12 protein-coding genes are annotated in these 13,068 nt (G+C 64.0%); 4 read left to right on the top strand and 8 right to left on the bottom strand.

From position 1 onward, the window contains the following. Positions 1-15 precede the first annotated feature (15 nt). The 3 genes from NKJ75_RS02860 to NKJ75_RS02850 are packed head-to-tail and all read left to right on the top strand — an operon-like array spanning position 16 to position 4,095. Positions 16-738, top strand: a complete 723-nt coding sequence (locus NKJ75_RS02860; RefSeq protein WP_023715167.1) for a fimbrial biogenesis chaperone — start codon at positions 16-18, stop codon at positions 736-738. Further along, complete coding sequence (locus NKJ75_RS02855; protein ID WP_352499172.1) at positions 710-3,127, top strand: fimbria/pilus outer membrane usher protein; 2,418 nt, start codon at positions 710-712, stop codon at positions 3,125-3,127. Before NKJ75_RS02860 ends, NKJ75_RS02855 begins: the two co-directional genes overlap by 29 nt. A 14-nt stretch (positions 3,128-3,141) precedes the next feature. Then, positions 3,142-4,095: a Csu type fimbrial protein gene (locus NKJ75_RS02850; protein ID WP_031204808.1), complete on the top strand. Its 954-nt coding sequence runs from the start codon at positions 3,142-3,144 to the stop codon at positions 4,093-4,095. On the opposite strand, the gene NKJ75_RS02845 is transcribed toward NKJ75_RS02850, so the two are convergent. From NKJ75_RS02845 to NKJ75_RS02815, 7 genes are all read right to left on the bottom strand, one after another. Then, entirely contained in the window at positions 4,089-5,075 is a 987-nt protein-coding gene (locus tag NKJ75_RS02845; protein WP_023671424.1) for a branched-chain amino acid ABC transporter permease, read from the bottom strand. The genes NKJ75_RS02850 and NKJ75_RS02845 overlap by 7 nt on opposite strands. Position 5,076: 1 nt before the next feature. After that, on the bottom strand, positions 5,077-5,964 hold the full coding sequence (locus tag NKJ75_RS02840; RefSeq protein ID WP_352499171.1) for a branched-chain amino acid ABC transporter permease: 888 nt from the start codon (positions 5,962-5,964) through the stop codon (positions 5,077-5,079). Positions 5,965-6,139: 175 nt separating this feature from the next. Further along, complete coding sequence (locus tag NKJ75_RS02835; protein WP_352499170.1) at positions 6,140-6,844, bottom strand: ABC transporter ATP-binding protein; 705 nt, start codon at positions 6,842-6,844, stop codon at positions 6,140-6,142. After that, positions 6,841-7,632 (bottom strand): ABC transporter ATP-binding protein, encoded by a 792-nt coding sequence (locus NKJ75_RS02830; protein ID WP_352499169.1) that lies wholly within the window; start codon positions 7,630-7,632, stop codon positions 6,841-6,843. Before NKJ75_RS02830 ends, NKJ75_RS02835 begins: the two co-directional genes overlap by 4 nt. Positions 7,633-7,646: 14 nt before the next feature. Beyond that, the gene (locus tag NKJ75_RS02825; protein ID WP_352499168.1) at positions 7,647-8,855 is read right to left on the bottom strand and encodes an ABC transporter substrate-binding protein; all 1,209 of its coding nucleotides are present in this window, start codon (positions 8,853-8,855) and stop codon (positions 7,647-7,649) included. A 208-nt stretch (positions 8,856-9,063) separates the two neighbouring features. After that, a complete protein-coding gene (locus NKJ75_RS02820) occupies positions 9,064-10,122 on the bottom strand; it encodes a GSU2403 family nucleotidyltransferase fold protein (RefSeq protein WP_352499167.1) in 1,059 nt (352 codons plus the stop codon). Positions 10,123-10,333: 211 nt separating this feature from the next. Then, positions 10,334-10,930 carry a YdeI/OmpD-associated family protein gene (locus NKJ75_RS02815; RefSeq protein ID WP_023693762.1) on the bottom strand — a complete coding sequence of 199 codons (597 nt, stop codon included), beginning with the start codon at positions 10,928-10,930 and terminating at the stop codon, positions 10,334-10,336. 171 nt (positions 10,931-11,101) lie between these two features. Between NKJ75_RS02815 and NKJ75_RS02810 the strand changes: the two genes are divergently transcribed. Further along, positions 11,102-11,716, top strand: coding sequence for a hypothetical protein (locus NKJ75_RS02810; protein WP_352463047.1), 615 nt, complete (start codon positions 11,102-11,104; stop codon positions 11,714-11,716). Between the two features lie 189 nt (positions 11,717-11,905). Here NKJ75_RS02810 and NKJ75_RS02805 read toward each other — a convergent pair whose 3' ends face one another. Further along, positions 11,906-12,817, bottom strand: a complete 912-nt coding sequence (locus tag NKJ75_RS02805; protein ID WP_023671416.1) for a S1C family serine protease — start codon at positions 12,815-12,817, stop codon at positions 11,906-11,908. Positions 12,818-13,068 lie beyond the last annotated feature (251 nt).

The raw sequence follows: 13,068 nt of genomic DNA, 5'->3' as shown, positions 1-13,068 counted from the left end.
AACACGAGGACGATCATGCGATCCATGCTTTCACGCATCGGAGCCACGGCTGTTCTGTTGCTGTGCGCCGGTCTCTCACAAGCCGCTTCGCTCAGGGTGGCGCCGACAGGTCTCGAGCTGATCTCGCCCGACGCCTCGGCGGTTCTCAACCTCAGCAACGATGACCCCAAGCGGCCGATCAATGTGCAGATACGCGTCTTCGCCTGGAGCCAGGCTGGCGGGATCGAGACGCTGACGCCGACTACCGACGTCGTCGCCAGCCCGCCATCGACCAAACTCGGACCCAATGCCCAATACGTGGTTCGCGTCGTGCGCGTCAGCAAGGCGCCGGTGCGGGCCGAGGAAAGCTACCGCGTCATCGTCGACGAGTTACCCGACCCGTCGCGCAAGAAGGCCGGTACGGTCGCGCTCGCGCTGCGCTACTCCGTGCCGGTGTTTTTCCGCGACGCCGATGCGGCCGCGCCGGCAGTCGCCTGGAGTGTTTCGCGCAAGGGCGGCAGTCTTGTGCTGACAGCCAGCAATACCGGTGAAAGTCGTCTCCGCTTGTCCAACCTATCCCTGACCCAGAACGGCAAAAAGCTCGGCAACCGAAACGGGCTCGTCGGTTATGTCCTGGGCGGCGCGACCATGCAGTGGCCGATCGGCAGCGGCAAATCACTGTCCGCGGGCTCCGTGCTTTTGAAGGCACAGAGCGATCTTGGACCCTTCGATGCCAACGTTGCCGTCAAGGGCAAGTAGCGTCGCTGTCATCGTCGCGGTTGCGACTTTCACACCTTGCTTGGCGGTGCGTTCGCAGGAATTTCCGGCCGTGACGAACCTCGAACAGCCGGCTTCCGTTTTACCAGCGGGCCGCAGCCTCTATCTCGAGGTGTTCATCAACGACGTTTCGACCAAGCTGGTCGGCAATTTTATCGAGATGCCGGATGGTGGGCTGGCGGCGGCGCCCCAAGAGCTGAAGGAGGTCGGCCTGAAACCGCCGGAGGACATAGCCGACGCCGGCGGCCTGGTCAGGCTCGACCAGTTGGCCGACGTTTCGTTTCGGATCGATGAGGTAGCCCAGCGCCTCTACGTCACCGCCGCCAATGACAGCCGCGAGGCGCGCATGGTGGATCTCGGCTTGCGCTTGCAGGACCGGCCGGCGCCGCAATCGGGCTTGGGCGCGGTTCTCAACTATTCGCTGTTTGCCAGCTCCAACACATTGTTCGACAAGGACGTCGAGCTGTTCCAAGGCGTTTCCGGCGGCTTCGATGCGCGCGCGTTCAGCCCCTATGGAACGCTCAGCCAATCCTTCATCGCCGGCTATTCCGACGGCAGGCTGGGCGGCTTCACGCGGCTCAACACGACATGGAGCTATTCCGACCCCGACCGGCTGATGACCTACCGCGCCGGCGACTTCATCTCCGGTGGATTGTCGTGGACGCGTCCGATCTATCTCGGCGGCATCCAGGCGCAACGCAACTTCCACCTGCGATCGGACCTGGTGACGCTACCCCTGCCCTCCTTCGGCGGCACGGCGGCGGTGCCGTCGACGCTCGAGGTCTACACGCAGAACGTGCGCACCTATTCCGGCGACATCCAGCCCGGGCCGTTCCAGGTCACCAATCTGCCGGTGTTCACGGGCGCCGGACAGGCGCAGGTGGTGCTGCGCGACAGCCTCGGCCGCGAGACCACGGCCACCTTGCCGTTCTATGCCTCCAGCATGCTGCTGCGCCAGGGACTGCTCGACTTTTCCGTCGAGGCAGGGATGGCGCGGCGCAATTTCGGCATCTCCTCCGACGATTATGACGGCCGCGTCATGGGGGTCGCCAGCGCGCGTTACGGCGTGACCGACCGGCTGACATTGGAAGCCCATGCCGAGGGCGGCGCCGATCTGATCAATGGCGGCATAGGTGCTGCCTTCCCGCTCGGGGCATATGGCGCGGCTTCGCTGGCGGTCGCCGGCAGCCATCATGACCGGCGCACCGGCTCGCTGGTCGATGCCAGTGTCGAATTCGGCTATGACGGCTGGGCGATCAACGCCCACATGCAGCGGGCCTTTGGCGGCTATGAAGACATCGCCTCGGTGACGGCGGAGCCGGTTCTCGACCCCGACGACTTCACCCGTTTCAGCGCTGGCGTGCCGCGCTCGGTCGACCAGGTGACGCTCAGCGTGCCGATGCCGATCGATTTCTCCAGCCTCAACCTGTCCTATACGCATTTGAAGAGCGCCGAGGGCGAAAACAGCCAGATCGTCGGCCTGTCCTACAGCCAGGCGATCTTCAAGCGCAGCACGCTCTATGCCACCGCCTTCGCCGATCTCGACGACGACAGCAGCTATGGCGTGTTCGCCGGGATTTCGATCCCGTTCAACGACGAGATCTCGGCGTCGACAGGCGTCGAGCAAGGCCCTGAGGGCCTCAATGTCACTGCCGACCTCGCCAAATCGGAGCGGGCCGAGGACGGCAGCATCGGCTGGCGGCTGCGCACCTCCGAAGGCGAGGTTCCCAACCGTTCGGCAGCGGTGAGCTACCGCGCGTCGTTTGCGCGTTTTGAGGCCGGCGCCCAGCAATTCGACAAGGACTTTCGCGTGACCGGCCAGATGGACGGCGCCATTGCGGTCGCAGGCGGCGGGGTGTTCGCCACCAACCGCATCGACGATGCCTTTGCCGTCGTCGATGTCGGCACGCCTGATGTCGAGGTCTTGCATCAGAACCGGCCGGTAGGCAGGACCGACAGCAAAGGCCGCATCCTGGTCACCGGGCTCAACTCCTATGAGCTGAACACGGTCTCCATCGACCCGAAGAATCTACCAGTCGACGCGGATGTCCCGGCTACCAAGGAGACCGTCGTCCCAGCCGACCGCAACGGCGTCGTGCTGAAGTTCGGCGTGTCCGAGGCGGCGCAGGCCGCGCTGGTGACGCTGGTCGACTCGAGCGGAACGCCGCTCGAAGCCGGACTGTCGGGACGCGTCGATGGCGGCACCGAAGACTTCGTCGTCGGCTATGACGGGCAGGCCTATATCAAGGGCCTCGGCAAGCAGAATTCCGTGCAGGTCGAGCGCGCGGACGGCGGTTCATGCCGGGCAGAGTTTCCCTTCGAGGCGGTGCGCGGCCGGCAGGTGGTGATCGGGGACGTGGTGTGCCAATGAACATCCGACGCCAGGTGCTGCGCGCAACGTTCATCATTGTCCTTATGCTGCTGCCGTCGCTCGCCCGCGCGCAAAGCTGCAGTTACACCGTCACCAGTATGAATTTCGGCCTCATCGACACACTGTCAGGCACGGCGGCGACATCGACCGCGACCCTCAGCATGAATTGCAGCGGCAGTTTGCCGTTTCTGCTGCCCGTCCTGGTCTGTCCGCACTTCGCCTCCGGCACAGGCGGCGCTTCCTCGGCGGCCGCCAGGCAGATGGCGAACGGCGCCAACAGCCTCAACTACCAGCTCTATTCGGATCCTGGAATGAGCGTCGTCTGGGGCTCCTACAACTGGGCCTATGCCTCGCGCCCGCCGCCGCAGACGCTGAACCCCAATCTCTTCGGCAACTCATCGGGCACGGCGACCATCTATGGCCGCGTGCCCGGCGGCCAGTCGACCGTTCCGCCCGGCACCTATCTCTCGACGTTTTCGAGCACGCATGTCGAGATCCTCTCCCGGACGACCCTGTTGGGCAGCAGCTGCAGCGGCGGCTTGGGCAACCCCGACACCAATCCGACCTTCACCATCAACGCGACGGTTGCGGCCAATTGCCTGGTCACCACCCAGAACATCGATTTCGGCTCCAAGGGCGTGCTCACCGCCAATGCCGACGCCACCGGCCAGGTCTCGGTCACCTGCACGCCGTCGACCGCCTATACGGTGTCGCTGAATGGCGGCACGACAGGCGGCACGCCGACCAACCGAAAGATGTCAAAGGGGGCTGAGCGGGTGACCTACGGCCTCTACAAGGACGCCGCGCGCTCGCAGCCCTGGGGTGACGCCGGAACGCCGGGAAGCACGGTGGCCGGTACCGGAACCGGTACGGCCCAGGCGCTCACCGTCTATGGCCGCGTGCCGCCGCAGACGACGCCCTCGGCCGGCGTCTACACCGACACGGTGGTGGTGACCATCACCTATTGATCGCGGCCCGCCTCGCCGTTGGCCGGCGCCAGCCAGCGCGCGTAAATCTCGCCGACGATGCCGCGGCGAAAGACCAGCACGCAGATCATGAAGATCAGGCCGGTGGCGATGGTCACCGGGAAGCCGGAGGTGGCGAGCGTGTTTTCCAGCCCGACGACGAGGCCGGCGCCGACGACAGGACCGACCATGGTGCCGATGCCGCCGAGCAGCGTCATCAGGATCACCTCGCCCGACATCTGCCAGGTGACGTCGGTCAGCGTCGCGAACTGGAAGACGATCGCCTTGGTCGCGCCGGCAAGCCCGGCAAGGGCTGCCGACATGACGAAGGCGACGAGCTTGTAGCGGCCGACCGAATAGCCCAGCGAGATGGCGCGGTTCTCGTTCTCGCGGATCGAACGCAGGATCATGCCGAACGGCGAGTTGACGATGCGCCAGACGGCGAAGACGCCGATGAGGAAGACGGCAAGCACGACGAAATACATGTTGAGCGTGACGTTGAGATCGACGATGCCGAACAGATGCCCGCGCGGCACGCCCTGTATGCCGTCCTCGCCTTCGGTGAACGGCGCCTGGACACAGAAGAAATAAAACATCTGCGCCAGCGCCAGCGTGATCATCGAGAAATAGATGCCTTGCCGGCGGATGGCGAGGAAGCCCATGACCAGGCCGAGCACGGCCGCTCCGGCGGTGCCGAGCAGGATGCCGGCCTCGGGCGGCCAGCCCCATGCCTTGACGGCGTAGGCGCAGAAATAGGCGGCGGCGCCGTAGAAGGTGGCGTGGCCGAACGACAACAGCCCGGTGTAGCCGAGCAGCAGGTTGAAGGCGCAGGCAAACAGCGCGAAGCACAGCATCTTCATCAGGAAGATCGGATAGACGAAGAAGGGCGCGGCTATCAGCGCCAGTATGGCCAATGCCAGCAATACCCGCTCCAGCCGCACGGAGGCGGCGGTGCGCTGTTGGTGAAGGGTTGCCTCGCTCATCTCAGGCGTCCCTTCCGAACAGGCCGGCGGGGCGCAGGAGCAGCACGACCGCCATGATGACGAAGACGACGAGGTTCGACGCCTCGGGATAGAACACCTTGGTCAGGCCCTCGGCGAGGCCGAGCATATAGCCGGTGACGATGGCCCCGAGGATCGAACCCATGCCGCCGACCACGACGACGGCAAAGACGACGATGATGATATCGGAGCCCATCAGCGGACTGACCTGGTAGATGGGCGCGGCGAGAATACCGGCAAGGCCGGCGAGCGCCGCGCCGAGCCCATAGGTGAGCGTCAGCAGCAGCGGCACGTTGACGCCGAAGGCCTGCACCAGCTCCGGATTCTCGGTCGCGGCGCGCAGATAGGAGCCGAGCCTGGTCTTTTCGATCAGGAGCCAGGTGCCGATGCAGATAATGAGCGAGGCCACCACCACCCAGCCGCGATAGTTGGGCAGGAACATGAAGCCGAGATTGGTGCCGCCGGCAAGCTGCGCCGGAACGGCATAAGGGTTGCCCGACACGCCGTAGTAGAAACGGAACACGCCTTCGATGACCAGCGCCAGTCCGAAGGTGAACAGCAGCCCGTAGAGCGGATCCAGGCGGTAGAGCCGCGACAGCGCCACGCGCTCGACCGCCATGCCGAAGACGCCGACGATGAGCGGAACCAGGAGCAGCGCCGGCCAGTAGCCGATGCCGAGATGGACGAGCAGCAGGTAACCGATGAAGGCGCCGAGCATATAGAGTGCGCCATGGGCGAAATTGATGATCCGCAGCAGGCCGAAGATGACGGCCAGGCCGAGGCTCAGCATGGCGTAGAAGGAGCCGTTGATCAGCCCGACCAGCATCTGGCCGAGCAAGGCCTGGACGGGGATGCCGAAGATCATGGTCATGGCGTCACCGATGGTGTTGCAAGGGGGATGCGTCTGTGCGGCACGTACCCCCACCCGGACCTTCGGTCCGACCTCCCCACAAGGGGGAGGTAGGGCGGTGGCCCTCCACCCTCCCCCTTATGGGGAGGGTCGCTGCGCAGCAGCGGGGTGGGGGTACTGCCGTGGGCTGTCGTCATCATACCCCCAACACCTCGTGCAGCTGTTGCGTGTGAGCGGCAAGCTCGCTTACGGCAAAACCCTCCACCACCTTGCCGTGCTCCATCAGGTAGAAGCGGTCGGCGATGCGGGCGGCGAAGCGGAAATTCTGCTCGACGAGCAGGATGGTCATGCCGCGCTTTTTCAAGGTCGCCAGCAGTTCGCCGATGCGCTGGACGATGACCGGCGCCAGGCCCTCGGTCGGCTCGTCGAGCAGCAGCATCTGCACGCCCGTCCGCAGGATGCGGGCGATGGCCAGCATCTGCTGTTCGCCGCCGGAGAGTTTGGTGCCGGGGCTGTTGCGGCGCTCCTTGAGGTTGGGAAAGAGATCGAAGATCTCGTCGACGCTCATGCCGCCCTTGGCCACCACCGGCGGCAGGATCAGGTTCTCGTCGACGGTGAGCGTGGCGAAGATGCCGCGTTCCTCCGGCACGAAGCCGATGCCGCGATGGGCAACACGATGCAGCGGCAGGCGCATCAGGTCGCTGCCGTCGAAGGCGACGCTGCCGCTGCGCTTGCGGACCAGCCCCATGATGGCGCGCAGCGTTGTGGTCTTGCCGACACCGTTGCGGCCGAGCAGCGTCACGGTCTCACCGCGAAAAACGTCGAGGTTGACGCCATGCAGCGCATGGCCCTCGCCATACCAGGCGTGGAGATCGCGCACGGCAAGCATCGGCTCACTCATGCTCGGTTCCCCTGCTCGGTCCCCATGTAGGCGACCCTGACGCGCTCATCGTTGCTCACCGTTGCGTAGTCGCCGGCGGCGAGCACCTGGCCGCGCTGCATGACGGTGATCCAGTCGCAGAGGTCGGCGACGACGGTGAGATTGTGCTCGACCATCAGCACGGCGCGGTCCGTTGCCAGCGAGCGGATGATGCCGGAAATGACGCCGACATCCTCGTGCCCCATGCCGGCCATCGGCTCGTCGAGCAGCAGCACTTTCGGGTCGAGCGCCAGCGTGGTGGCGATCTCGAGCACGCGCTTCCTGCCATAGGAGAGATCGCCGGCCGGACGATGCGCGACATCGTCGAGACCGACGACGGCAAGCAGTTCGCGCGCCCGTGGAGTCAGTTGGTCAAGCGCGGCCAGCGAGCGCCAGAACTGGAAGCCGAGCCCGCTCGGCCGCTGCAAGGCGACGCGGACATTGTCGAGCACGCTCAGATGCGGAAAGATCGCCGATATCTGGAACGAGCGGACGAGACCCATGCGCGCCACCCTGGCCGGCGCGGTGCGGGTGATGTCGTTGCCCAACAGTTCGATCCTGCCGCTGCTCGGCTGCAGGAACTTGGTCAAGAGGTTGAAGATCGTCGTCTTGCCGGCGCCGTTCGGCCCGATCAGCGCATGGATCTGGCCGTGATGGACGTCGAGGTCGACATTGTTGACGGCGACGAAACCGGCAAAATCGCGCCGCAGGCCGCGGGCGGAGAGCACCACCCGCGGCTTGATTTCGGCACCGTCCGGCTGGACGGCCACGGCTTGCGCCAGCGTCACTTGGTGACGAGCGGGCAGCCGCTGTCTTCAGCCTTGATGAAGGCCTTGTCGCCCGGAATGGTCGCAAGGTAGGTGTAGTAGTCCCAGTCCTTCTTCGACTCCTCGGGCTTCTTGACCTGATAGAGATACATGTCGTGCACCATCGAGCCGTCGGCCTGTACCTTGCCGTTGGCGTTGATGATGTCGTCGACGGGCATTTCATGGAGTTGCTTGGCGACCGCCTCGGTTTCGTCGGTGCCGGCCTTGTCGATGGCCTTGAGATATTGCAGCACCGCCGAATAGGTGCCGGCCTGGATCATGTTGGGCATGCGGTTGGTGCGCTTGAAGAAGCGCCCGGCGAAGTCGCGGCTCTTGTCGTCGCGGTCCCAGTAAAACCCTTCGGTGAGCACCACGCCCTGCGCCGCCTGCAGGCCGAGGCCGTGCACCTCGGCAAGCGTGAACAGAAGTGCTGCCAGCCGCTGGCCGCCGGCGACGATGCCGAACTCGGCCGCCTGCTTGATGGTATTGGAGGTGTCGAGGCCGGCATTGGCAAGGCCGATAACCTCGGCGCCGGAGGACTGCGCCTGCAGCAGGAAGGAGGAATAATCCGTCGATCCCAAGGGGTAACGCACCTCGCCCAGCACTTTGCCGCCGCTTGCCTCAACAACCTTTGAGGTCTGCTCCTTCAGCGAATAGCCGAAGGCATAGTCGACGGTGATGAAATACCAGCTGTCGCCGCCCTGCTGCACAAGCGCGCCGCCGGTGCCGACCGCCTGCGAGTGGGTATCGTAAGCCCAGTGGAAACCGTAGGGCGAGCATTGCTTGCCGGTCAGGTCGGCCGATGCCGCTCCGGTAACGATGTCGATCTTCTTCTTTTCCTTGGACAACCCCTGGACGGCGAGCGCCACCGAGGATGTCGTCAGTTCCATGATCGCGTCGACCTGCTCGGTGTCGTACCACTGGCGCGCAATGTTGGAGGCAATGTCGGGCTTGTTCTGGTGATCGGCGTTGACGATCTCGATTGGCGCGCCCTGCACCTTGCCGCCAAAATCCTCGACCGCCATCCTGGCGGCCTCGACCGACCATTTGCCGCCGAAATCGGCATAGACGCCCGACTGGTCGTTGAGGATGCCGATCTTGACCTTGCCGTCGGAAATTTCGCCGGCCGCCGCCGGCATCGCAGTCGCCGCAAGCAGCGCGGCTGAGACGAGATAGGATGCTTTCACAGGTGGTTCCTCCCTTGTGGCCGACGCCGGGAAACGCGGCGGCCTTGCAATGGTTCAACAGTTCCGTCCGGTTCTCGCTGAAATCCGGGCCAGCGCCCGCCACTTCTCCTCTTGGCAACCCCTCCGCCCTGGGTGCGCCGGGAACCGTAGCATCACATTTCGCGAGGCGAGAATGCTATTTTCGTAGCATGGCGTGCTAGCGCGGCCGCTACCAGTCGGGCTCAATTGGAGAGTCTTCGGAAAAGCCGCTCGGGCCAGGCAGCGAGAGCGTTGCGGCCGCAGCGTCCAACAGTGCCCCCGGAAGCCCTTTGAGATGCTCGCTGTCCAGCGGAAGCGCAAGATAGCCCGTGGCAATGCGTGCAGCCGCTTCCGCCTGTTCACGATCTCTCATTGCCTTGACCGCAGACTGATCAGGCAGCGTGGCCAGCCAAGCCTTGTGCAGAGCGAACATTCGAGGGTCGACCGTCGGCATGCTTACGGGATAGCCACGCTCATCGATCGCCACAGCCTCCACCTTCGGGGCGTTGATGAGCCATTGCAGCCCCTCCATGGGTGCGCTGTCGAGGTCATCGGCAAGCTGTGTAATCGAGGTAATGGCGTTGTTCTTGAGGACATGTCTTGCCTGCGGACGGATCACGTCGACCAGATAGCCATCACGGTTCGCTGCCCTGAAGGCCCGGGGCTGGAGCGGCTTGAAGGACCTGTCCACTTTACGCAACACGCCTATCAGGCCGGACTGGCTTACCCTCTCGCCGGTCACGAAGCTGATGCGGCGTCGGGAATCGAAGAGCAGGTCAATGTCGCCGGTTGCCGTGAGACCGCTGGTGATCTGGACGCCCGCCAGAGCCTCGTAAGCGAACAGCGCATTCGTGCCGACGACCAGCAACTGCTTGCCCAGCAGGTCTGTTTCGGCGCACCGCCGCAATATCCGTGCGGCGATGGCCGGTACCCTGCCCAACCCCATTGCCACATTGACTTTCGCCAGGCCGTTCAGGCGATCGGCCAGACCTGCCAGCAGATCCTTGTTCTGCACCCTGCCCTCGGAAAACGCAGCGAACGCCTTCTCCGTCTGGCTGCTTTTCGGCCCGAGTGAATTCTCGACCTGCCGGACCTTCCGCAGCAGGTATTCAGCACCGCTGCGCTCAACCCAGCGCATGCTGCCTGCAAAGCGCCTTTGGCGCTGGTCATCAGCACGCTGCCAGGCCTCGTAGACCTGTTGCGTATCTATGAGTTGGCGCCGCTGCTCGCCGGTCAACTCTCTCAGCATCGTTTTCCACTCTTAAGCCAAGATCAAGTTAACATAGTGGAAAACTCTTAATTAACAATATGTTGCTATGTTTTTTCCACTATCGCAGCTATCACCCACACGCCGAGTGGAAAATACCGTAAAAACAATAGGTTATGTCCGAGAAAGGGAGGCCAGAACCTCACACGCGGGTTTTTAGCTGCGCGCACCATGGCAGCCGCTTGCCGTCGCCTCACCGCTTCTGCGGATAGATCGTCTCGCCGCGCTTCAGCATCTCGACAAAAGCCTCGATCTTCTTCCTGCGCCCCGCCTCCGTCTTCATGTTGTGCGTTCGAAACGCCAGCGCGAACCGGTTCTGGGCGGAAAGCTTTGCCAGCATCTCCTTCGCCTTCGGCTCGGCGTCGATGGCGGCCTGCAGATCGTCAGGGATCTTCATGTCCTTGCCTGAGGCATAGGCGCGGTCCCAGCGGCCGTCGGCCTTGGCCGCCTCGACCTGTTTCAGCCCGTGTTCGGTCATGCGGCCCTCCTCGACCAGGCGGGCGACATTGTCGATGTTGATCTTGCTCCAGATGCTCTTCTTGCCGCGCGGCGTGTAGCGCTGCAGAAAGCTCTTGTCGTCGAGCGGCTTGCGTATGGCGTCGATCCAGCCGAAGCACAGCGCCACGTCGATGGCCTGCTTCGGCGTGATCGAGGCGAGGCCCGAGCCGACCTTGTGGACCTTGATCCAGACCTCGCTCTCGCCGGCATGATTTTCGCGCAGCCAGGCGTAAAAACTGTCGGGATCGGGGAATTCATGAACCTTGTCGGGATCGACCTTGAACGGCGCCATCATCACCTCGTTGTTGCCGGGCCGGCTGTATCGGCTGTCGATGCCAGTTTCCGTCAGCGGCGTCGATACCCCCTAGCCTATTGCGAGCCGGCTTGCGCCCAAGCCGGCGCTCATGGCAGTTTCCCGGCTGGTCGAGCCGGGCAAGGCAGACTGCAATTCGGGGGAAATGCCATGCGATCGATGTTACTCGGCCTCATCCTTCTGCTGCCGGCCTCGGCGCTCGCCGAACCCATCGAAACCCAGAAGATCATCACCGCGCTGACCGGCGACTTCAATGGCGACGGCGCCGCCGATCTGGCGATGATCGTCGAGACCGAGCCCGAAGATGGCACCATGGACATGCATTTCTTCCTCAGGGACAAAAAGTACAATTTTCTGAAACCCGCCGGCATCGTGCATGAGCAGGTCTACGGCGAATGGAACGACTACGACCAGCCGCATTATGAGGGCTCCGGCATCGAACCGGAGTTGACCTTGCTGCCCAACGGCTCGATCAAGATCTATCTGCCGGGGCTGATCGGCCCCGGCGAGCGGACCGACATGACGCTGACCATCGCCTGGCGCAACGAAGCCTTCGTCGTCGCCGGCGTTGCCTATGACCATTACAAATACCAGTCCGTTGTCGTCTACAGCAGCTGCGACTACGACGTGCTGACCGGCAAGGGCAAAAGTATGCAGACGCAGGATGATGACAGCAAGGTGAACAGTATCGTGTCTGTCGAAGGCCAGGTCGTGCCCTTCGCGGAGTGGGACACGGGGACGCCTTTTAGGGTATGCGGGGATTGAGGGGGCAGCCAATCTCCCCCCTCGTGGGGGAGATGGCCGGCAGGGGGGCCGCTGTCCCGCCAACGCACCGGCCAGTGTCAGCCACGTTTATCCCGCGATTCTTGTCAGAAAATAGATCGAGAGGTCGCGATCCTTCGCGCCCCCCCTCTGCCCTGCCGGGCATCTCCCCCACTTGGGGGGAGATTGGCTTCACTGCAGATGCGGTTTCTTCAAAAAGCTGTTTCGGTCGGCGGATTTCACTCGCAGCCAAGTCTCACGACCGTCACGCACGACCCTGAGAGGAATCTCCGAACCCGCCGGATTCTGCCATAGCTTGCGGTAGAAATCGGCGAGCCCGTCGACCTCGCCATCGCGCACGTCGGAGATGATGTCGCCCTGGCGCAGGCCGGCCTTGGCTGCGGGGCCGCCTTCGGCGACGCTCATCACCACGACCGCACCGTTGCTCTCGGCCGAGAAGGCGCCGAGCCATGGGCGCGGCGGCTTCGCCACCTGGCCGCGCGTCAGGAGATCGTCGAGGATCGGGGTCAGAAGGTTGATCGGCACGACCATGTTGATGTCGGCGACCTCGCCGTTGCGGCTCATCTGCAAAAGCAGCGAACCGATGCCGAGCAGGCTGCCATCCTGGCCGATGAGTGCCGCGCCGCCCCAGGACGGGTGCGCCGGGGCAATGAAGATCGCCTCGTCGAGCAGATATTCCCAATAGCCGGCGAATTCCTGCTTGGTGACGATGTGTGCCTTGACCGAGCGGCCGGTGCCGTCGGCAAACACCACGGGGTCGCCGATCTTGGCCTTCGAGGCGTCGCCCAGCGCCACCGCCGGCAGGCCGAGCGGCGCCAGCGCCTGCACCAGGCCGAAGCCTGTCTCCTGGTCATAGGCCAGCGCATGTGCCGGCACGACGCGGCCGTCCTGGTCGGTCAGCCAGACCTCCTCGGCCTCGGTGATGAGATAGCCTATGGTGAGCACCAGCCCGTCGCCGCGGATGACGACGCCGCTGCCTTCCCGGCGCGTGCCCAGGGCATTGGCCGTGAAGGCATCGTCGGGAACCATGGCGCGCACGCCAACGACGGAGCGCAAGAGCGGGGAAACGGGATCGATCGGCATGCTTTCATCCTGGCAGATATGCGTGGGCAGTATCCTCTATAGGTATGCCGCGCTGCACAGGGCGCAAGGGCTTAGGCAACAAGGCAATCATTTCAGAGGCTGGCGCTGCTCCTCGTCCGCCTGCCGGCACCTTCTCCCCGTATAGCGACGGGGAGAAGGGAGATGGTGTCCGAACCGGATAGATAGGTAACAGAATGGACCGATAGCATGGGTGACAGTTTTCTTGTCCGCCGGAGGACCGGCGATGGTTT

It is taken from the genome of Mesorhizobium sp. M0058 (assembly GCF_040323095.1).
In the GTDB taxonomy this organism is placed as follows: domain Bacteria; phylum Pseudomonadota; class Alphaproteobacteria; order Rhizobiales; family Rhizobiaceae; genus Mesorhizobium.
This window is presented reverse-complemented; position numbering and strand designations above follow the sequence as displayed.

What these genes read in the sequence shown, in the direction of transcription:
- NKJ75_RS02860 (WP_023715167.1), top strand. Translation starts at nt 16, where the DNA reads ATGCGATCCATGCTTTCACGCATCGGAGCCACGGCTGTTCTGTTGCTG.
- NKJ75_RS02855 (WP_352499172.1), top strand. Translation starts at nt 710, where the DNA reads ATGCCAACGTTGCCGTCAAGGGCAAGTAGCGTCGCTGTCATCGTCGCG.
- NKJ75_RS02845 (WP_023671424.1), bottom strand. Translation starts at nt 5,075, where the DNA reads ATGAGCGAGGCAACCCTTCACCAACAGCGCACCGCCGCCTCCGTGCGG.
- NKJ75_RS02840 (WP_352499171.1), bottom strand. Translation starts at nt 5,964, where the DNA reads ATGACCATGATCTTCGGCATCCCCGTCCAGGCCTTGCTCGGCCAGATG.
- NKJ75_RS02835 (WP_352499170.1), bottom strand. Translation starts at nt 6,844, where the DNA reads ATGAGTGAGCCGATGCTTGCCGTGCGCGATCTCCACGCCTGGTATGGC.
- NKJ75_RS02820 (WP_352499167.1), bottom strand. Translation starts at nt 10,122, where the DNA reads ATGCTGAGAGAGTTGACCGGCGAGCAGCGGCGCCAACTCATAGATACG.
- NKJ75_RS02815 (WP_023693762.1), bottom strand. Translation starts at nt 10,930, where the DNA reads ATGGCGCCGTTCAAGGTCGATCCCGACAAGGTTCATGAATTCCCCGAT.
- NKJ75_RS02810 (WP_352463047.1), top strand. Translation starts at nt 11,102, where the DNA reads ATGCGATCGATGTTACTCGGCCTCATCCTTCTGCTGCCGGCCTCGGCG.
- NKJ75_RS02805 (WP_023671416.1), bottom strand. Translation starts at nt 12,817, where the DNA reads ATGCCGATCGATCCCGTTTCCCCGCTCTTGCGCTCCGTCGTTGGCGTG.